The following is a 17,614-nucleotide window of genomic DNA, read 5'->3' as shown; positions in this document are numbered from 1 at the left end:
CGACGCCGCGCCGGCCTGGGCGCAGCAGCTCCGCCGGCAGCAAGGCGCCGCCCAGCACCGCCATGTCGCACTCCAGGCGCTGCGCGAGGGCGACCGCGGCGGCGCGGGCGCGACGCCCGACATCAAGGAAAAGGAGGACTAGCCATGCTCTTCAAGCGCAGCGTCCAGCGCTACGGCCGCACCCCCGAGCCCGAAACGCCCTACCAGCGCGCCGGCAAGCTGTGGGACGAGCGCATCGGCGCGGCGCGTGTCCAGGCGCGCAACTGGCGGTGGATGGCATTCGGCGGTCTCGGCCTCACGGTTGCCATGTCGAGTGCGCTCATCTGGCAGTCCCTGCAGAGCCGCGTCGTCCCCTATGTGGTGGAAGTCGACAGCCTGGGCGAGGCTCGCGCCGTGGCCCCGGCCGACCGCGATTATCAGCCGGGCGATGCCCAGGTTGCCTGGCACCTCGCCCGCTTCATCGAGCATGTCCGCACGATCTCGCTCGACCCGGTGCTGATGCGCCGGGATTGGCTGTCCGCCTACGACTTCGTGACCCGGCGCGGCGGCCAGTTCCTCAGCGACTATGCGAACTCGGCGCGGCCGTTCGACGTCGTGGGCGAGAGGACTGTCTCCGTGCAGGTCACCAGCGTGGTGCGGGCATCGGACCGGTCCTTCCAGGTCAAGTGGACCGAGACGGCGTTCGAGCGGGGCGCGCAGGCCGGCACCTCGCGCTGGACGGCGATCCTGGCGGTCGTCCGCCGGCCACCGCCGTCGGCCGACACGCTGCGGCGCAATCCCTTGGGAATCTACGTCGACGCGGTCGACTGGAGCCGCGAGCTCGAACCCGCCCCATCGCCGCAACCCGCACCGCTTCCGCCTCCAGCCCCGCCGCCCACCGGCGAAGCTCTCCCTTCAGCGCCTGTTCCGGAGTATCGGCCATGACGTTCTTGTCCTTCCCAAGGCAGCTCGCCTCCCTGGCTGCCGTCACTGCAATGATCGCCGCCTCGCCGGGCTCGGCCGCGGATGCGACGCGCAGCGCAGCGCAGCGGGCAGATGCCGTGCACGCGGCCAACCGCGCGGCGACCATCGAGCCGTCGCAAGGCGACTTCGTCAATGGCGCAGCCGTGTTCGCCTATGCCGAGGGCGCCCTCTACCGCGTCTACACCGCGCCGGGGCGCGTCACCGACATCGCCTTGCAGGCCGGGGAGGCGCTCGTTTCCGTTGCCAGCGGAGACACAGTCCGCTGGGTCATCGGCGACACCACCAGCGGCTCCGGTGCCGGGCGACGGGTTCACGTCCTCGTCAAACCCTTCTCTGCCGGCCTCTCGACCAATCTCGTCGTCACCACCGACCGGCGAACCTATCATCTCAGCTTAAGCAGCTCGGCCGGACCGGCCATGGCGGCGCTCTCCTGGACCTATCCGCAGGACGCGCTGCTCGCCCTCGACCGGACGGGCACGCCGACACAGACCGCGACCCCGCTGGCTGCCGGCCTCGAGATCGAGAAGCTCAATTTCGCCTATCGCATCACCGGCGACGACCCAAGCTGGAAGCCGCTGCGCGCCTTCGACGACGGCCGGCAAACCTACATCGAATTTCCGGCCTCGCTCGCCGTCGGAGAAGCGCCGCCGCTCTTCCTGGTCGACCGCGAAGGAAAGGCGAGCCTGGTCAATTACCGCGTGCAGGGCCGCTTCTACATCGTCGACCGACTGTTCGACCGGGCCGAGTTGCGGCTTGGCGCCAAGCGCCAGGATGTCGTTCGGATCGTCCGCGGAACCGATGGGCGGAGGCGGTCATGACAGAGGCGCCCGTATCCGGTGGCGTGACGGGCGAGCCCGCGCAGAGCGCCAAGGTCGATCCTGAAACGCTCGTCCTTCGCGCGCGGCCGGGCCGTGTCGTGCGCTTCAAGCGAAGCGTGATCGTGGCCCTGACGGCGATCGCCGTCGTCGGCATCGTGGCGGCGGCCTGGGTGGCATTGAAGCCGCGAACCTTCCAGCTCGTCGCCAACGACGACAACGCCAGCGAGCCGGCGCGGCCGCCGGCTGATACGCTTGGCGCGCTGCCCTCCAGCTATGCCGAGGCGCCAAAACTCGGCCCGCCGCTTCCCGGCGACCTCGGGCGCCCAATCCTCGAGCACCAACGCGCGATGGCCGAGCAGGGCCCGGGCGCCCCACCGTCAGACGTGTTGAGCCAGCGAGAGCAAGCCGCGCAGGCGGAGCGCGAACGGATCGCGGCGCAAGCGCGAAGCGCGCGCGAGTCCGGCGTACTGGTCCAGACGAGCGCACCAAATTCTGCTCCTGCTGCCGCGCCCGTTGCCGACGCTCCCGAAGCGCCGACGGCGAGTTCGCGACTGGCGCTCGATCCCCAGCGCGATCCGAATGCGCAGGCCCGGAAGGCCGATTTCATGGCCGGGCTCGATCGGGGCGGCGACGTCAATCCGCACGGCGTGCAGGCGGCTGCTTCGCCCCACCTGCTGTCCGCGGGCCACGTCATCCCCGCGAGCCTCATCACCGGCCTGAGGTCGGATCTGCCCGGACTGGTCATCGCGCAGGTCACCGAGCGCGTCTTCGACAGCCAGACCGGACGCGTCTTGCTGATCCCGCAGGGGACGCGCCTGATCGGAAGCTATGACAGCGTGGTGGCCTTCGGTCAGACGCGCGCGCTCCTCGTCTGGCAACGGATCGTCTTTCCCGACGGCCGGTCGCTGCGGATCGATAACGTGCCGGCAAGCGATGCGGCAGGCTATGCCGGCGTCGCCGATAAGGTCGACTTCCACACCTGGTCGCTTCTCAAGGGCGTGGCGCTCTCGACCCTGCTCGGGGTCGGCTCGAACCTGACATTCACCGGCGAAAGCGACCTCGTGCAGGCGATCCGGGAGTCGACGCAGCAGAACGGTGCGCGCGCCGGCGACCAGCTCACCACGCGCAACCTCAACATCCAGCCGACGATCACGATCCGCCCCGGCACGCCGATCCGCCTGATCGTGCACCGCGACCTCATCCTGGAACCCTGGAACGAATAGGAGGATGAAAATGCCCGAGCTGAAGCTTCCGCAGCTGCCCGATCGAACGCCGATCAAGCTCAGCATCACGATCACGCCCGATCTCGCTTCTGCCCTCGGCGCCTACGCGGCCGCGTATCGGGAGGCCTATGGAAAGGAGGAGCCGGTCGCCGAGCTCATTCCGGCGATACTCGCCTGCTTCCTCGAAAACGACCGCGCCTTTTCCCGCGGTCGCGGAAGGCCATGACCATGGCCGGCCGCAGCGAGGCAGGCGCCGAGCAGCCCGCGATCGAACCGCTGACGGTGCGGATTTCGACGGCTGTCCAGCTCACCGGGATCAGCCGGTCGAGATTGTACGAGCTGATCCAGTCGGGCGACCTCGAGACGGTGAAAGTGGGCCGGTGCACCCTCATTCCGTTCAGGAGCCTTAGGGCCCTGACCGGTGTTTAATTGGCCGCCGCTGCGTTGTGTCGGCTATCGAACACTGACCGCCATCGTACCTGTGTATCGCCATGCGCGATGAGCAAGGCAGGTCGGGCGATGCCGCAGCCAGCCCTCATCGCGCAACGACGACCGAATTCGACACGGTTCGCCCCGGCGGCACACGGCGGGCGGGATCGTCATAAATCGAGAGGTGGATGTGGCTGGTCGCAAGAAGCAGGCGATAGTGAACTCGGGCATCGAAGGACTCGATGAAATCCTGCGCGGCGGATTGCCGGCCTCCAACCTCTACATCATTCAAGGCGCGCCGGGGTCGGGCAAGACGACCGCGGCACTCCAGTTCCTGCGTGCCGGCGTGGCCGCCGGCGAGCGCTGCATCTATGTCAGTCTCTCGCAAACCAGGGCCGAGCTCGAAGCGATCGCCGTCTCCCACGGCTGGACACTGGACGGAATCCGCGTCGAGGAATTGTCCGCGTCGGACGCGGTCAACAGCGCCGCCGACCAGACCATTTTCCAGACCGCCGAGCTGCGTCTCGACGAGACGCGCAAGGCGATCGAAGACGCGATTAAGGAGCACAAGCCGAGCCGCCTGGTCTACGACTCGCTTCTCGAAATCCGCCTGATCACCGGCGACACGCCGCGCTTCCGCCGCGAACTGATCGCGTTCAAGGCCTTCCTCGCCAAGCGCAATGTCGTCGCGCTCCTGCTCGATACGCAGGTCCGCGACGCCCAGCATGCCGGCGAGGAAGTTGAAGGCGTGGCGCACGGCGTCATCTGCCTCAACAAGTCGATCGACGAATATGGCCCGGTCCGCCGCCGCATCGAGGTGAGCAAGATGCGCGGCGTGCCCGTGGTGGACGGCTATCACGACATGGCCATCCGCGAAGGCGAGGGCGTCGTCGTGTTCCCCCGGGTCGTTCCGGGCACCGCTGCCGAGACGGTCAAGCCGCAGCTTATCAAGTCCGGCGTCGATGCCCTCGACGAGATGTTCGGCGGCGGCCAGGAATCCGGGACGACGACGCTGGTCATCGGCCAGTCGGGCACCGGCAAGTCCACCATGGCCTCGCTCTACGCAACCGCGGCGCTCCAGCGCGGCGAGAGCGTCGCCCTGTTCCTGTTTGAAGAGCGGCTCGAGACCTTCTTCCGGCGTTCCGAGGGCCTCGGCATGCAGCTGCGCCAGTTCTACGAGGACGGCCAGCTGATCATTCGCGACTTCAACCCGAACGAGATATCGCCCGGCGAGTTCGGCCAGATCGTCGAGCAGGCGGTAACCGGCGAGAAGGTCCGCGTGGTGGTGATCGACAGCTTCACCGGCTACATCAATTCGCTGCCCCATCGCGAAAAGGCGGTGCGCGACATCCAGTCGCTGCTCAAGTATCTGGCCCGCGCCGGCGTGCTCACGATCCTGATCGTCGCGCAGCACGGCCTGCTCGGCCAGGACGTCGGCATCGACGTCGACGTGAGCTTCCTCGGCGATACGGTGCTGCTGCTGCGCATCGTCGAGCACGAAGGCCGGCTGCGCCGCAACATCACGGTGGTGAAAAAGCGGCATGGGCCGCACGACCTCGACGTGCGCGAGCTCTTCATCGAAAGCTCCGGCGTCAGCGTGATCCCCTACAATCCGCTCCCCGAAGCGTGAGGCGATGCCGGGAAGCGACCGCACGCTCGACTGGGTGCTGGTCCTTGCGCCGTATCGCCGAGACGCCGACTATCTGAGAACGCTGCTCGTCGAGCACGACGTCACCGTCAGGCAGGCTGCCGATTCCAAGGAATTGGCGACCCGGCTTGCCGAAGGGCCGGGCATGCTGGTCGTCACGCACGAGGCGCTCGATCCGGCCGCACTGGAGGTTATTGCCCGGCATCTTGCGGACCAACCGGCTTGGGCCGAGATGCCGATCATCGTCCTTCTCGACCGCGCCGCGCCGCACGCTCGCATCCGTTCGGAGTTGAGCGCCGCGTGGCCGAGGTCGCGCCAGATCTTCTACCAGCGGCCCGTAGCAACGCTGGAGCTGCTCAGCGGCGTGCAATCGGCGCTCCTGTCCCGCTTCCGCCAGAGAGACGTGAGGGACCATATCGAGCGCGAGGTCGAACTCCGCCACGAGCTCAACCACCGGGTGAAGAATATCCTCGCCAGCGTCCGGGCGATGTTCGACATGACGCGCCGGAACACCACCTCGCTCGACCAATTCGTCGAAGATTTCTCCGGACGGCTCATGGCGCTGTCGAACGTCCACTCCGCCGTCTTCGAAGCCGGCAGCGAAACCATCGATTTCGCCAAGGTCGTCGAGCGCACCTTCAGGCCCTATCGGATTGCCGGCAAGGACCGCGTGACCGCCCACGGGCCGGCCATCGAGATACGCCACAACGCCGGAACCACGCTCGCACTGTGCCTGCACGAGCTCGCCACCAACGCCCTCAAGTACGGCGCACTGTCCTGCCCCGAAGGACGGGTGCGGGTTGAGTGGGAGCTATCGTCGGACAGCGAACCCATGCTGACGATCAGATGGGTAGAGAGCGGCGGTCCGCCGGTCGTCGAGCCGTCGGCGCCCGGCTACGGCACACGCTATATTCGTTCCGCCATACGCGGCCTGTTCGGCGCTCCACCCGAGATCGTGTTCGACCCGCAGGGGCTGCGCTGCACTATCACCGGACCATTTTTTCGAATCCGCTGAAACTTGGACGCCTCAAGACGATTTTCGAGCAATGAATTCGCACTCGCCGCCGCTTCGCATCCTTTATCTCGAAGACAACCAATTGATCGCGTTTCATGTCGAAGCGTTGATCGAAGAGCTCGGCCATGTCTTTGTCGGCTCTCTGTGCAGCTTCACCGAGTTGAAGGAGGAGTTCGATTCGTTCGAGATCGACGGAGCGCTGGTGGACATCGACCTCACCGATGGACGCACGGGGCCGGCGGCGGCCGCATGGCTGAAGGAGCGCGGCGTCCCGAGTATCTTCGTGACCGGCCAGGCCACGCTTGCCGCCGAATACCCGTCTCTGACGCTTGCCACGATCGCCAAGCCGGTGTCGGGCCAGGATCTGGCGGAAGGCCTGGAACTGTTTCGAAATCGTGCGGCGTAACGACCTCACGCTGTCGTGGTCCGAAAAATGGCTACAAATTTCGGACAGTGCAACTTGCTTTTTGTCCGAAAAACATATACAAATTTCGGACATGACCGACTCGGTAGACCTGAAGAACTGTGTCCTTGAGCGGATCGGCGGTGCCGCACCACGCACTGTTTGGACGCCGGCAGACTTCCTCGACCTCGGCACGCGCGATGCGATCGACAAGGTTCTCCAACGTCTTGTCGCCGCCGACACGCTGCGCCGGATCGACCGGGGTCTCTACGACAAGCCCGACTTCAACAGCCTCACCAAGGCGCCCAATCCCCCGGATCCCCGCCAAGTGGTCGAAGCGATCGCCCGCCGAGACCAGATCCGGGTCTTGGTTGACGGCATGACCGCCGCCAACGATCTCGGACTGACCAATGCCGTGCCCGCCAAGATCATCGTCCACACCGACTCTCGATTGAAGCCGGTCCGTCTCGGCAATCTCGACATCAGTTTCCGACCCACAGCCGCCAGCAAGCTCTTTTGGGCAGGCCGCCCGGCGATGCGGATCGTCCAGGCGCTCCACTGGCTGCGCGATACCACGGCCGACCCGGAAGAGGGCCAGGCGATCCGTCGCAAGCTCCGCCAGATGCTCTCGCGGGAGCCCGAAGGTAAGTGCTTGCGCGAAGACCTGCGCGACGGCATGTCGGCGTTGCCGGCGTGGATGCAGGATTATCTGAGAGCTCTCCTGGCCGCCGAGTCCGAAGCTGCATGAATTCCAATTACGATGCGATCCTGTCCGCGAATGAGGACACGCGGTCGGGTCTCTTCACAGCGACCGCGCTGCGCCTCGGTACGACACCGCAAAACGTCGAGAAGGACTTCTGGGTCTGCTGGACGCTAGACGCACTATTCAATGGCCTTCCCGAAGGCCCGAGGCTGCTGTTCAAAGGCGGTACTTCGCTGTCTAAGGGCTTCGGTCTGATCCGACGCTTCTCCGAGGACATCGACGTCACGGTATTTCGCGACGATCTCGGCGAAGCCGCGAGCATCGGGGAGCTCCAGGCGCTCAGCCGCAAAAAGCGCGAGGCGGCACTCGATGCCATCAAGGCAGCATGCGAAGTCTACATCAATGGCCCGCTGCTGGAGCAGCTGTCAGCGATCGCGGCCGCGACGGCCGAGCGCACCGGCCTGCCCGCCGACCGGCTCCGTATCGTGCCGCATGACGGGGATAGCCAGACGCTGCTGGTCTACTATCCGACGGCCACGCCCGCCGATGGCTACATAGACAAGGCGGTGAAGATCGAATCCGGCGCCAAATCTGCGCTCGACCCCAACTCAGCCCATTCCATCCGGCCCTACGTCGACGAGGATGCCCCCGACCTCGACCTTGCCGTGCCGAACGTGACGATCGTCGATGCCGAGCGGACCTTCTGGGACAAGGTGGTGATCCTGCACGGCTTGCGCAGCTGGTTCGACATTCGCGGCGAACTGCGCGGCGGCGGCCACCGTGTATCCCGCCACTATTACGACATCCACATGCTCATGACCTCCGAGGTCGGCGAGAAGGCGCTCGCCAATCCCGAAATGGGCGCCGACTGCGTCGCGCATGCCCGCATGTTCTTCAACAGGCCCGATTTCGATCTCGCATCTGCGGTCGCACCCAATTTTGCGCTCTGCCCCGAAGGAGCCATGTTTGACGACCTGCGACGCGATTACTCGGCAATGAGCACCATGATCTTCGGCGCGCCGCCAGATTTCGACGCCGTGATCGAGAGTATTGCCGCGCTACAATCGAGGCTGAACGGGATGCACGCTAGAGATTGACCAGCGTTTTTCCCCGCCTCACGCGTCATGGCTCGCCACCGTTGCTTCGAGATAGGGCCTGATGACCGACCAACTCCGAGTCGTCCTCGCGTAGTCCCAAAGCTGGTCGGGCGTTGCCTTTCGGCTGCGCAGTCCCTCTCGCAGCCCTTCCATCGCCACGTCGATTCCAACCTTGTTGCGATAGCGGAAACAGTCGACAATTGTCCGCGCCGGCGCCGTAATCCGCACGTCGATGCCTTCAATCCGGTGCTGCTCGATCGAATCCGTGAGGGCGTGTCCGCTGAATCGAACGAACCGGATCGGCGGATAGTCGGTCCTTGGCCGCCAGGCCGTCCGGTCGATCGCCATCCAGACGGCTGACGGCATCTGGAGCGTGATACCGTGATATTGCAGAGCGGACGTCAGACAGACGATTCCCTTCGGAACGAGCGCCGAAGCCTCCGCCAGCACATGTGCCGCGCCGGCGGCAACGTCGGGGAGCTGGTAGAGGCCCCGAGCCGGTCGCTCGACGTCTTGCGCCCGCACGAGCCGCGCAAGCGTCTCCGGAGCAATGCCTTCCGCGGTGAAATCCTTGAAGCGCATGAGGCCTCGCGCTTCGAGCAGTTCGAGCGCGCGCGTTCGCTGGGAAGCGTCCGGAAGAGGCGTGATATTTCCTTTGCTAGATTTCATAATAGCAGAGGTTTTATCACATCTTTCGCTAAATGCCAAAGGTGCTAGCACGGCCATGGGAAGCTATCCGACATCCGGGTAATGGCAGCGCCTATGCGCCCTTGTCCCTATTCTTCCCGAAGTCCGGCCGGAGGATCTTCGCACCAGCCCGCAGCTGGTCGAGATAGTCGGACCAGTGCTGCATCATGCGCACCCGCTCGTCCCAATATTCTCCACGCGTATAGGTCCGACGAACCATGGACGTATCGAGGTGAGCGAGCTGCTTTTCGATCGCATCGGGATTCCAGATGCCCATCTCGTTGAGCAACGTCGCGGCCATCGCCCGGAAGCCGTGCGCGGTCATCTCCTCCTGGCTGTAGCCGAGCCGGCGGAGCGCCGCGTTGACGGTGTTCTCGGACATGCACTGGCGCGACGAGCGGAACGACGGGAAGAGGAACCGCCCATGTCCCGTCAGCGCGTGCAGCTCCTCGAGCATCGCCAGCACCTGTCGGGAGAGCGGCACCCGGTGCGGCCGGCGCATCTTCATCTTTTCCGCCGACAGCGACCAGATGGCGGCGCGCGCGTCGATCTCGCTCCACTCCGCTTGGCGCAGTTCGCCGGGGCGGACGAACAGGTGCGGCGAAAGGCGCAGCGCAATCGCCGTGATCTCGTGGCCGGTATAATCGTCGATGGCCCGCAGCAACGCCCCGGCTTCTTTCGGAGTGGTGATCGCTGCAAGGTGCGTCACTTTCGGCGTGGTGAGCGCTCCGCGCAGGTCCGAGGCGACGTCTCGATCGGCGCGCGCCGTCGCGATGCCGTAGCGAAACACCCGGCTGAGCACGCTGCGCATCCGCCTCGCGCTTTCGTAGCGTCCGGTCGCTTCGACCTTGCGCAGCACCGCCAGCGCCTCCTGCGGCGTGATCTTCGCGATCGGCAGGCTGCCGATCATCGGATAGGCCATGCCGAGCAGCCAGCGGATCTTCTCCAGCGTGACCGGCGCGCGGCCTTCGCGCTTACACTTCGCAACCCATTCCTCGGCCACCTCCTTGAAGGTGTTTGCCGCCGCAATCTTGGCGGTGATGCGGGCACGCTTCTTTTCGTATGCCGGGTCGAGCCCGGCCGCGAGTTGCTTGCGTGCCTCGTCGCGCCGCGAGCGAGCGTCGGCCAGGCCCACATCGGGCCAAGGCCCGAGATGAAGCGTCTTCTGCTTGTCCAGGTAGCGGTAGTTGAAGCGCCACAGCTTCGACCCGTTGGGCTTGATGGTGAGGTAGAGGCCTTGCGAATCTGCAAGGTTGAAGGCCTTCCCCGTTGGTTTAGCGGAAGTGATCTGGATGTGAGTCAGCATAGTGTTGGTCCCAGCTTTCCCGGGCCGGTCAGCACCAACAAAAGCACCAACAAATGTGTTGGTCTCGTGCCGGATGTTCCCGGATTGTCCCGGATTCCATTCGGCGAGTCTCATCGAAATTTTGCTGAAAAACCAGCTGCTTGCTGGACGTTCCTGGACTCAGCCAGAAGAACAAATGGTGCCCAGAAGAGGACTCGAACCTCCACGCCCTTGCGAGCGCCAGCACCTGAAGCTGGTGCGTCTACCAATTCCGCCATCTGGGCACACGGTGGGTTTGCCGGCCTGCGTGGCTGGCTCCCGGGTAGGGGCGGGCCGATAGCTGGGCGTGCCTGCGGTTGTCAACGCTGGTTGTTATGCCAACCGGGTTGCGGCGCATTTGCGATTGCGGCAGGGCGCCTCAAGAACAACCCTGGATGATTGCAGCATGGCACGACACGATCCTCTTCACGGCACTCTGGTGACGATCGTCGGCGGCAGCGGCTTCCTGGGCGATCACGTCGCGCAGGCGCTGCTGACGCGGGGCGCGAGGGTGCGGATCGCCAGCCGGCATCCGAAGCGTGCGTACCGCCTCAAGCCGCTCGCGCAGCTGGGGCAAATCCAGTTCATTCCCTGCGACGCCACCCGGCGCGAGAGCGTCGATGCCGCGCTTGCCGGAGCCGACGCGGTCGTCAACCTTGTGGGGACTTTCGCGGGCGACGTCATGCACACGATCTGCGGGAGCGCGCAGAACATCGCCGAGGCGGCGGCAAGCGGCTGCACCGCGATGGTTCACGTCAGCGCCATCGGGGCAGACCGTGATTCACCGGCTGCCTACGCGCGCGCGAAAGCGGAGAGCGAGGAAGTTGTCAGGTCGGCCTTTCCCCGGGCGACCATCTTGCGGCCCGGTGTTCTTTTTGGCGAGGACGACCGGTTCGTGCAGATGTTCGCGGGCCTGATCTCCGCGCTGCCGGTTCTCCCCGTCTTCGCGCCCCGGGCTCAGCTTCAACCGCTGTTCGTCGATGACGCGGCAGAGGCAGTAGCGAACTCCCTGGCGGACCCCGCTTCGCACGCAGGAAAGATTTACGAGATCGCCGGCCCCGAGACGGTCACGATGCTGCAGTTGAACCGCCAGATTGCGGCGAGCCAGAACCGCAAGCGGGTGTTCCTGCCTGTGCCCGATGCGCTGTCGGCGCTGTTCGCCGCGCTGCCTGGCACGCCGATGAACGGTGACCAGTGGACGCTGCTCAAGGCCGGCAACAAGCCCTCCGGCGAGTACCCCGGAATGGCGGAACTTGGGATCGCGCCCCGTCCGCTGAGCCTGTTTCTCGACCGCTGGATGACCCGCTACCGGCGGTATGGCCGTTTCAACGAAACGGTCGCCGGCTAGGCTTGCGCCGGCGGCACGGTTCCCTCGTCCGCAAGCAAGGTCAGCGGCTCCACGACGAGGGTGCCGCCATCGAACCCGATGATCCGCACCCGTGCGCCCGCTGGAAGCTCGGGCCCGCGCGCGGGCCACTGGCTGTCGCCCTGGTTTACGCGCCCCTCGCCATGCTCGATCGGGACGGCCACCGTGCCCGTCTGCCCGACGAGGCGCGCCATCCGGTTGTTGAGCATGGGATCGCTGCTCTCGATCGGCTTGTCGGTCACCATCCGGCGCGCGGTGTATACCGCGATCAGTGAGAGGAAGACGAATTCGACAACCTGCAACGGCAGGCCCACGTCGAACACGAAGGCCAAGGCTCCCGTAATCAAAGCGGCGACCGCCAGCCAGATCAGGTACACGCCGGGCACGACCATTTCGAACGCTGCCAACGCAAGTCCAAGGGCCACCCACGCCCAGGCAGCGTCGAGATCGGTCAGCCAGTCCATCACCCTTCCTCGTTGCCCGTCCGCGGCACCGCGGCGCGCTGGCGTTCACGCGGCAACTGCACGCCCGAGGCACCGGGCGAGGAAAGCGTCGTTGCTTCGCCCGGCTTCGCGATATCCCTGACGAGCTCGCCGATCCCGCCGAGCGAACCGATGAGCTGGGTCGCCTCGACCGGGAACAGGATCGTCTTGGCATTGGGGCTGGTCGCGAACTTGCCGACCGCCTTGGTATATTCCTGGGCGATGAAGTAGTTGATCGCCTGGTTGCCAGACTGCGCGATCGCATCGGAAACGGCGCGGGTCGCCTGCGCCTCGGCCTCCGCCGCACGCTCGCGGGCCTCGGCATCGCGGAATGCCGCTTCCTTCTTGCCCTCGGCCGAGAGGATCGCGCTCTGCTTCTCGCCCTCCGCGCGCAGGATCCGGCTCGCCCGCTCGCCCTCCGCCTCCAGGATCTCCGCGCGCTTCAATCGCTCGGCCTTCATCTGCCGCGCCATCGCTTCCGAAATATCGATCGGCGGGCGGATGTCCTTGATCTCGACGCGGGTGATCTTGACCCCCCACGGAGAGGTCGCGTGATCGACTACACCCAGCAGGCGTGCGTTGATCTCGTCGCGCTTCGAAAGCGTCTCGTCGAGGTCCATCGAACCCATCACGGTGCGCAGGTTGGTCGTCGTGATCGCCATGATCGCGCCGTAGAGGTTGTGCACTTCGTAGGCGGCCTTGCCAGCGTCGAGCACCTGGAAGAACACCACCGCGTCGACCCCGACCATGGCATTGTCGCGGGTGATGATCTCCTGCCCCGGAATATCGAGCACCTGCTCCATCATGTTCACCTTCTGGCCGACCCGGTCGACGAAGGGGGTGATGATGTGCAGTCCCGGTTCGGCCGACTTGGTGAACTTGCCGAACCGCTCGATCGTATAGACGTAGCCCTGCCGCACGACGCGCACGCCGGTCAGCAGAAATATGACCAGCACCGCGACTATCAGGATCAATGCAAGGCCCAATTTTCCCTCCTCAAACTGCGTATATCGTAGCGTTCGCCGGGCCGCCCGCAAGCGAAACCGGCCGCTGTGGACCGCCTAAGTACCCCTTTTTCAAAACTCTTCGCGGACCCGTTCTTCCCTCGGTGGGAGGCTCCCTGGGCGCGTCGAAGTTGTCACCTTCCGTTCGTGGCGATTTCGGGAGAGTCTTGCCGTTCATCGAAACGCCTGGAGCATACCGGGTCCGTGTAGGACAGCCCTTTCGCGGAACGGACGCCCCATCCCCCGCGCTGGCGCGGCGCCGGGCGAACGGTTAGATGCGGCGCCGATGGAAAAGCGCGAACTCGCCGGCCGCATGGTCTTGCCCATAGGGCTGGGCTGCATGAACCTGTCGTGGGCCTACGGCGACCCGCCGCCGCACGAGCAGAAGGTGGCGCTCCTCGAACGAGCGCTGGAGCTGGGCTACGATCACTTCGACACCGCCAACGTCTATGGCCTGGGCGCCAACGAGACGCTGCTGGGCGAGGCGATCATGGATCGCCGCGGCGATTTCCTCCTCGCCAGCAAGACCGGGATCGTTGTCCACGGGCCGGCGCGAGGGATCGACTGCCGGCCGGAGGCCATGCTCGCCTCGCTCGATGAAAGCCTTGCACGGCTCAAGTCCGACCGGATCGACCTGTTCTACATGCACCGGTTCGATCCAAAGGTCCCGATAGCCGACATGGTGGGAGCGCTTTCTCGGGCCATCGAGGCAGGCAAGATCGGTGCCTACGGCGTGTCGGAATGGGGCGCGGCGCACATTCGCGAGGCGCACGCCGTGCACCCGATGGCGGCGGTGCAGGCCGAATATTCCCTGTGGACCCGCAATCCCGAAATCGCCGTGCTCGAGACCACGCGCGAGCTGGGCATCGCCTTTGTTGCCTTTTCGCCGGTCGCGCGCGGAGCACTGGGCGGCGAGCTGCGCGATCCCGCCACTCTTGCCGAGAAGGACCTGCGGCGCACGATGCCGCGGTTCGATGCCGACAACTGGCCCAGGAATCTGGCGTTGATCGACCGGTTCGATGCGCTGGCGGCGCAGGCGGGCATTGCCCCGGCCCAGCTCGCGCTCGCGTGGCTGCTCGCCCAGGGTCCCCACGTCCACGTCATCCCCGGCACCACCAGCATCGCGCACCTGGAAGAAAACTTCGCCACGCTGTCGCTGAACGTCGCGCCGGACCTGCTCGCAAGCGCGGGGGCGTTGATCAACCAGTCGACCGTAAGCGGGCCGCGCTATTCGCCGGCCGCGCAGGCGACCGTCGATACCGAGGACTTCGCCAGCTAGATAGCGCCGGCGTACAGTTCGAGCAAGCGTCCCCAGGCCCGCTCGGCCTGCGCGGCGTCGTAAACCGGGCTGTCGGGCACGCACCAGCCGTGGTCGGCGGGATAGACCTCGATCTCGGCCGGCGCGCCGACGGTGTCGGCTGCCTTGCGGAGCTCGTCCTTCGCCTCCGGCTGCTTGGCGTCGTCGTTCTGACCGATCGCGAACAGGTAGCTGGTGCCCTTCTGCAGCACCCGGTGCGGGCTATCGGCCTTGTCGGTGACGAGCCCCCCGCCATGGAAGCTTGCCGCTGCCTTGACCCGCTCAGGCGCGGAGGCGGCGGTGTAGACGGTATACGAGCCGCCCATGCAGTACCCCTGGTTGCCGATCCCGCGGCCCCGGTCGACTGCACGCTGTCCGTCAAGCCACGTCACCATCGCCTTGCCGTCGCGCATGATCGCCTGCGGGGTCGCCCGGTTGCGCCACGGAGTGACCTTCTGGAACCCGTTCGACTTCATGAAATCCGCAAAGTCCGCGAACTGCGGCGCGGGGACGTCGCGGTAATAGGGGTTCGCAACGAGCACTGCGTAGCCCTCGCCCGCCAGCCGCCGGGCCATCGCCTTCTTCACGTCGCGCAGGCCCGCGATGTCGGGCCACAGGATAACTGCGGGCGCAGGCTTGGCGGGATGGACGAAGAAGGCGTCCATCGTCCCGTCGGAGGTGGGGACCTGGACCATCCCCTCGGTGAGGGTCGATGCGCCCACGCCGACCCGGTCGACCGGGGTGCATGCCGCGAGTCCTGCGAGCGTGCCGTTGGCGGCAAACTCCCGCCGGCTCATTCCCCTTCGCGCAAATTCGCCGGCATCGGTCTCATCGCACATCGTCGCTCTCCTGGTTTTCTCGTTTCGCATCAGACTACCACGGGTTCGCGCAACGTCCACTCAGACGGGTCGCAAAAGAGGACTGGTCTAGCGCTGCGGGCGCTGGCAAGAACGGCTCTCGAGGATCGCCCGGACAAACCGGCGCCCGGGAGGAGAGGATATGCGGTTTGCAATGATCGCGGCTGCCGCGCTGGCGCTGGCCGGCTGCAACGTCGGGCACAAGGACGCGCCGGATCGTACCCATGTCGCGCCGCCGACCGAGGGGGTGACCGACGCGATGATCGCCGCGGCTGACGCCGGCGAATGGCTGACATACGGCCGCGATTACGCCGAGCAGCGCTTCTCCCCGCTTACCCAGGTCGATGACAAGTCGGTCGGCAAGCTGGGCCTCGCCTGGTTCGCAGATCTGGACACAGCGCGCGGACAGGAAGCCACTCCGTTGATGCACGACGGGGTGCTCTACGTCACCAGCGCCTGGAGCAAGCTCTATGCGTATGACGCGGCGACCGGACAGCTCAAGTGGTCGTATGACCCCAAGGTCCCGCGCGAGACACTTGTCCGTGCCTGTTGCGACGCCGTCAACCGCGGCGTCGCGCTTTACGGCGACAAGGTCTACCTCGGCACGCTCGACGGGCGGCTCGTGGCTCTCAATCAGAAGGACGGCACGGTCGCCTGGTCGAAGCTCGCGGTGCCCGACCAGGAAAACTACACCATCACCGGCGCGCCCCGCGCGGCCAAGGGCCTTATCCTCCTCGGCAGCGGCGGATCGGAATACAAGGCACGCGGCTATATCGCGGCGTATGACTGGAAGACGGGCAACGAGGTGTGGCGCTTCAACACCGTGCCCGGAAACCCGGCCGACGGGTTCGACAAGGACGGCGTCAACGCCAAGGCGATGGAAGCCGCGGCGAAGACCTGGGGCGGCGAGTGGTGGAAACTGGGCGGCGGCGGCACCGTCTGGGATTCGATCGTCTACGATCCGCAGACCAACCTCGTCCTGTTCGGCACCGGCAACGCCGAGCCGTGGAACCCCGACGCGATCGACCGCGGCACGGGGGATGCACTCTACACCGCGTCGATCGTCGCGGTCGATGCCGACACCGGCCAGTACCGCTGGCACTTCCAGGAAACGCCCGAAGACCGCTGGGACTTCGACAGCGACGCCCAGATCATGCTCGCGGACCTGGAGATAGACGGTCAGCAGCGCCACGTGGCGATGCATGCACCCAAGAACGGCTATTTCTACGTCCTCGATGCCAAGACGGGCAAGTTCCTGAACGCCAAGCCGTTCGCGACACAGAACTGGACCACCGGGATCGATCCGGTGACCGGCAAGCCGACGATCAATCCGGAAGCCCGCTACGAGAAGACCGGAAAGCCGTTCATTTCCCTGCCGAGCGCGATGGGCGCGCATTCGTGGCAGCCGATGAGCATGAGCACGAAAACCGGGCTGGTCTACATTCCGACCAACCAGGTGGCGGCGGCCTATCTTGCCCAGAAGGGCTGGAAGGAAAGCGACATCGGCTTCCAGATCGGCCTCGACAGCGGCAAGACCGCCATGCCCGCGGACAAGGCGGCGCGCGCCGCGGCCAAGGCGGCGACCACGGGTGCGCTGCTCGCGTGGGACCCGGTCAAGCAGGCCAAGGCCTGGGTGGTCGAGCACAAGGGTCCGTGGAACGGCGGCACCCTGGCGACAGCCGGCAACCTCGTCTTCCAGGGCAACGCGGCGAGCGAGTTCGTCGCCTACCGGGCGGACACCGGCGCCAAGCTGTGGTCGTTCCCGACGCAGACGGGCGTGATCGCCGCGCCGATGACCTACTCGATCAACGGCGAACAATACGTCGCCGTGCTGGCCGGCTGGGGCGGGGTGTACGACCTGGCCACCGGCATCGTCGCGGACAAGTCGGGCCCGGTGCGCAACATCAGTCGCCTGCTGGTGTTCAAGCTGGGGGCAACCGGCAAGCTGCCTGCGCCACCGCCGATGGCCGAGCAGGTTCTCGATCCGCCACCCTTCACCGGAACCGAGGCGCAAGTGGCGAAGGGCAGCGATCTGTATGCCCGCTACTGTTCGGTGTGCCACGGCGACGCGGCCATCGCCGGCGCGCTCGTGCCGGACCTGAGGCACTCGGCGGCGCTCGGTTACCCCGATACGATCAAGTCGGTGGTGATCGAAGGGGCCCTGTCGCACAACGGCATGGTCAGCTTCGCCAAGGCGCTGCGGCCCGAAGATGCCGAGGCTATCCGCCAGTACCTGATCAAGCGCGCCAACGAGGACGCGAAGCTGGAAGGCAACTCGCCCAAGCGCAAGTAGCGCGC

Annotated in this window: 18 protein-coding genes and 1 tRNA gene; 13 read left to right on the top strand and 6 right to left on the bottom strand. The window is 65.9% G+C overall.

All coding sequences use genetic code 11. The annotated features are described in order from the left end of the window. Positions 1-144: 144 nt before the first annotated feature. The 10 genes from trbF (at position 145) to IEW58_RS13450 (ending at position 8,299) form a co-directional block, all read left to right on the top strand. Positions 145-924 carry a conjugal transfer protein TrbF gene (trbF, locus tag IEW58_RS13495; protein WP_188645584.1) on the top strand — a complete coding sequence of 260 codons (780 nt, stop codon included), beginning with the start codon at positions 145-147 and terminating at the stop codon, positions 922-924. Continuing rightward, entirely contained in the window at positions 921-1,781 is an 861-nt protein-coding gene (gene trbG, locus IEW58_RS13490) for a P-type conjugative transfer protein TrbG (RefSeq protein ID WP_188645583.1), read from the top strand. The genes trbF and trbG overlap by 4 nt, the downstream gene beginning before the upstream one ends. Then, positions 1,778-3,004 (top strand): TraB/TrbI/VirB10 family type IV secretion system protein, encoded by a 1,227-nt coding sequence (locus IEW58_RS13485; RefSeq protein ID WP_188645582.1) that lies wholly within the window; start codon positions 1,778-1,780, stop codon positions 3,002-3,004. The genes trbG and IEW58_RS13485 overlap by 4 nt, the downstream gene beginning before the upstream one ends. Positions 3,005-3,014: 10 nt before the next feature. Next, positions 3,015-3,230 carry a DUF2274 domain-containing protein gene (locus IEW58_RS13480; protein ID WP_188645581.1) on the top strand — a complete coding sequence of 72 codons (216 nt, stop codon included), beginning with the start codon at positions 3,015-3,017 and terminating at the stop codon, positions 3,228-3,230. Between the two features lie 2 nt (positions 3,231-3,232). Beyond that, positions 3,233-3,433, top strand: coding sequence for a helix-turn-helix domain-containing protein (locus IEW58_RS13475; protein ID WP_188645580.1), 201 nt, complete (start codon positions 3,233-3,235; stop codon positions 3,431-3,433). A gap of 190 nt (positions 3,434-3,623) precedes the next feature. Beyond that, positions 3,624-5,063, top strand: a complete 1,440-nt coding sequence (locus tag IEW58_RS13470) for a DUF7125 family protein (protein ID WP_188645579.1) — start codon at positions 3,624-3,626, stop codon at positions 5,061-5,063. 4 nt (positions 5,064-5,067) lie between these two features. Next, positions 5,068-6,096 (top strand): sensor histidine kinase, encoded by a 1,029-nt coding sequence (locus IEW58_RS13465; protein ID WP_188645578.1) that lies wholly within the window; start codon positions 5,068-5,070, stop codon positions 6,094-6,096. A 31-nt stretch (positions 6,097-6,127) separates the two neighbouring features. Then, positions 6,128-6,502 (top strand): response regulator, encoded by a 375-nt coding sequence (locus tag IEW58_RS13460; protein WP_188645577.1) that lies wholly within the window; start codon positions 6,128-6,130, stop codon positions 6,500-6,502. A gap of 91 nt (positions 6,503-6,593) precedes the next feature. After that, the gene (locus IEW58_RS13455) at positions 6,594-7,247 is read left to right on the top strand and encodes a DUF6088 family protein (RefSeq protein ID WP_188645576.1); all 654 of its coding nucleotides are present in this window, start codon (positions 6,594-6,596) and stop codon (positions 7,245-7,247) included. Then, positions 7,244-8,299, top strand: a complete 1,056-nt coding sequence (locus IEW58_RS13450; protein WP_188645575.1) for a nucleotidyl transferase AbiEii/AbiGii toxin family protein — start codon at positions 7,244-7,246, stop codon at positions 8,297-8,299. Before IEW58_RS13455 ends, IEW58_RS13450 begins: the two co-directional genes overlap by 4 nt. An 18-nt stretch (positions 8,300-8,317) precedes the next feature. On the opposite strand, the gene IEW58_RS13445 is transcribed toward IEW58_RS13450, so the two are convergent. The 3 genes from IEW58_RS13445 to IEW58_RS13435 all read right to left on the bottom strand — a co-directional run bounded on the left by IEW58_RS13445 (position 8,318) and on the right by IEW58_RS13435 (position 10,555). Next, on the bottom strand, positions 8,318-8,968 hold the full coding sequence (locus IEW58_RS13445) for a type IV toxin-antitoxin system AbiEi family antitoxin domain-containing protein (protein WP_188645574.1): 651 nt from the start codon (positions 8,966-8,968) through the stop codon (positions 8,318-8,320). Between the two features lie 91 nt (positions 8,969-9,059). Continuing rightward, a complete protein-coding gene (locus IEW58_RS13440) occupies positions 9,060-10,292 on the bottom strand; it encodes a tyrosine-type recombinase/integrase (RefSeq protein ID WP_188645573.1) in 1,233 nt (410 codons plus the stop codon). 176 nt (positions 10,293-10,468) lie between these two features. After that, positions 10,469-10,555: transfer RNA gene (locus IEW58_RS13435), tRNA-Leu, on the bottom strand. Between the two features lie 161 nt (positions 10,556-10,716). Here IEW58_RS13435 and IEW58_RS13430 point away from each other — a divergent pair. After that, positions 10,717-11,658, top strand: coding sequence for a complex I NDUFA9 subunit family protein (locus IEW58_RS13430; protein WP_188645572.1), 942 nt, complete (start codon positions 10,717-10,719; stop codon positions 11,656-11,658). On the opposite strand, the gene IEW58_RS13425 is transcribed toward IEW58_RS13430, so the two are convergent. Continuing rightward, positions 11,655-12,140: an NfeD family protein gene (locus IEW58_RS13425; RefSeq protein WP_188645571.1), complete on the bottom strand. Its 486-nt coding sequence runs from the start codon at positions 12,138-12,140 to the stop codon at positions 11,655-11,657. The two genes, IEW58_RS13430 and IEW58_RS13425, sit on opposite strands and share 4 nt — an antisense overlap. Continuing rightward, entirely contained in the window at positions 12,140-13,144 is a 1,005-nt protein-coding gene (locus IEW58_RS13420; protein WP_188645570.1) for an SPFH domain-containing protein, read from the bottom strand. The genes IEW58_RS13425 and IEW58_RS13420 overlap by 1 nt, the downstream gene beginning before the upstream one ends. Before the next feature lie 304 nt (positions 13,145-13,448). Between IEW58_RS13420 and IEW58_RS13415 the strand changes: the two genes are divergently transcribed. Then, a complete protein-coding gene (locus tag IEW58_RS13415; protein WP_188645569.1) occupies positions 13,449-14,441 on the top strand; it encodes an aldo/keto reductase in 993 nt (330 codons plus the stop codon). On the opposite strand, the gene IEW58_RS13410 is transcribed toward IEW58_RS13415, so the two are convergent. Next, entirely contained in the window at positions 14,438-15,298 is an 861-nt protein-coding gene (locus IEW58_RS13410) for a dienelactone hydrolase family protein (RefSeq protein ID WP_188645841.1), read from the bottom strand. The genes IEW58_RS13415 and IEW58_RS13410 overlap by 4 nt on opposite strands. Positions 15,299-15,470: 172 nt before the next feature. Here IEW58_RS13410 and IEW58_RS13405 point away from each other — a divergent pair, with 172 nt between their 5' ends. Continuing rightward, complete coding sequence (locus IEW58_RS13405; RefSeq protein WP_229658600.1) at positions 15,471-17,609, top strand: PQQ-dependent dehydrogenase, methanol/ethanol family; 2,139 nt, start codon at positions 15,471-15,473, stop codon at positions 17,607-17,609. Positions 17,610-17,614: the final 5 nt, after the last annotated feature.

It is taken from the genome of Tsuneonella deserti (genome assembly GCF_014644315.1).
GTDB classification, from domain to species: Bacteria; Pseudomonadota; Alphaproteobacteria; order Sphingomonadales; family Sphingomonadaceae; genus Tsuneonella; species Tsuneonella deserti.
The sequence above is the reverse complement of the archived record's forward strand: the minus strand, read 5'-3'. Positions and strand labels throughout refer to the sequence as shown.

Bases quoted from the DNA above. Each gene is read 5' to 3' on its own strand.
- IEW58_RS13405 (WP_229658600.1), top strand. From the start codon at position 15,471: ATGATCGCGGCTGCCGCGCTGGCGCTGGCCGGCTGCAACGTCGGGCAC.
- IEW58_RS13480 (WP_188645581.1), top strand. From the start codon at position 3,015: ATGCCCGAGCTGAAGCTTCCGCAGCTGCCCGATCGAACGCCGATCAAG.
- IEW58_RS13425 (WP_188645571.1), bottom strand. From the start codon at position 12,140: ATGGACTGGCTGACCGATCTCGACGCTGCCTGGGCGTGGGTGGCCCTT.
- IEW58_RS13460 (WP_188645577.1), top strand. From the start codon at position 6,128: ATGAATTCGCACTCGCCGCCGCTTCGCATCCTTTATCTCGAAGACAAC.
- IEW58_RS13485 (WP_188645582.1), top strand. From the start codon at position 1,778: ATGACAGAGGCGCCCGTATCCGGTGGCGTGACGGGCGAGCCCGCGCAG.
- IEW58_RS13410 (WP_188645841.1), bottom strand. From the start codon at position 15,298: ATGTGCGATGAGACCGATGCCGGCGAATTTGCGCGAAGGGGAATGAGC.
- IEW58_RS13415 (WP_188645569.1), top strand. From the start codon at position 13,449: ATGGAAAAGCGCGAACTCGCCGGCCGCATGGTCTTGCCCATAGGGCTG.
- IEW58_RS13455 (WP_188645576.1), top strand. From the start codon at position 6,594: ATGACCGACTCGGTAGACCTGAAGAACTGTGTCCTTGAGCGGATCGGC.
- trbF (WP_188645584.1), top strand. From the start codon at position 145: ATGCTCTTCAAGCGCAGCGTCCAGCGCTACGGCCGCACCCCCGAGCCC.
- IEW58_RS13465 (WP_188645578.1), top strand. From the start codon at position 5,068: ATGCCGGGAAGCGACCGCACGCTCGACTGGGTGCTGGTCCTTGCGCCG.
- IEW58_RS13440 (WP_188645573.1), bottom strand. From the start codon at position 10,292: ATGCTGACTCACATCCAGATCACTTCCGCTAAACCAACGGGGAAGGCC.
- IEW58_RS13450 (WP_188645575.1), top strand. From the start codon at position 7,244: ATGAATTCCAATTACGATGCGATCCTGTCCGCGAATGAGGACACGCGG.
- IEW58_RS13430 (WP_188645572.1), top strand. From the start codon at position 10,717: ATGGCACGACACGATCCTCTTCACGGCACTCTGGTGACGATCGTCGGC.
- IEW58_RS13475 (WP_188645580.1), top strand. From the start codon at position 3,233: ATGGCCGGCCGCAGCGAGGCAGGCGCCGAGCAGCCCGCGATCGAACCG.
- trbG (WP_188645583.1), top strand. From the start codon at position 921: ATGACGTTCTTGTCCTTCCCAAGGCAGCTCGCCTCCCTGGCTGCCGTC.
- IEW58_RS13445 (WP_188645574.1), bottom strand. From the start codon at position 8,968: ATGAAATCTAGCAAAGGAAATATCACGCCTCTTCCGGACGCTTCCCAG.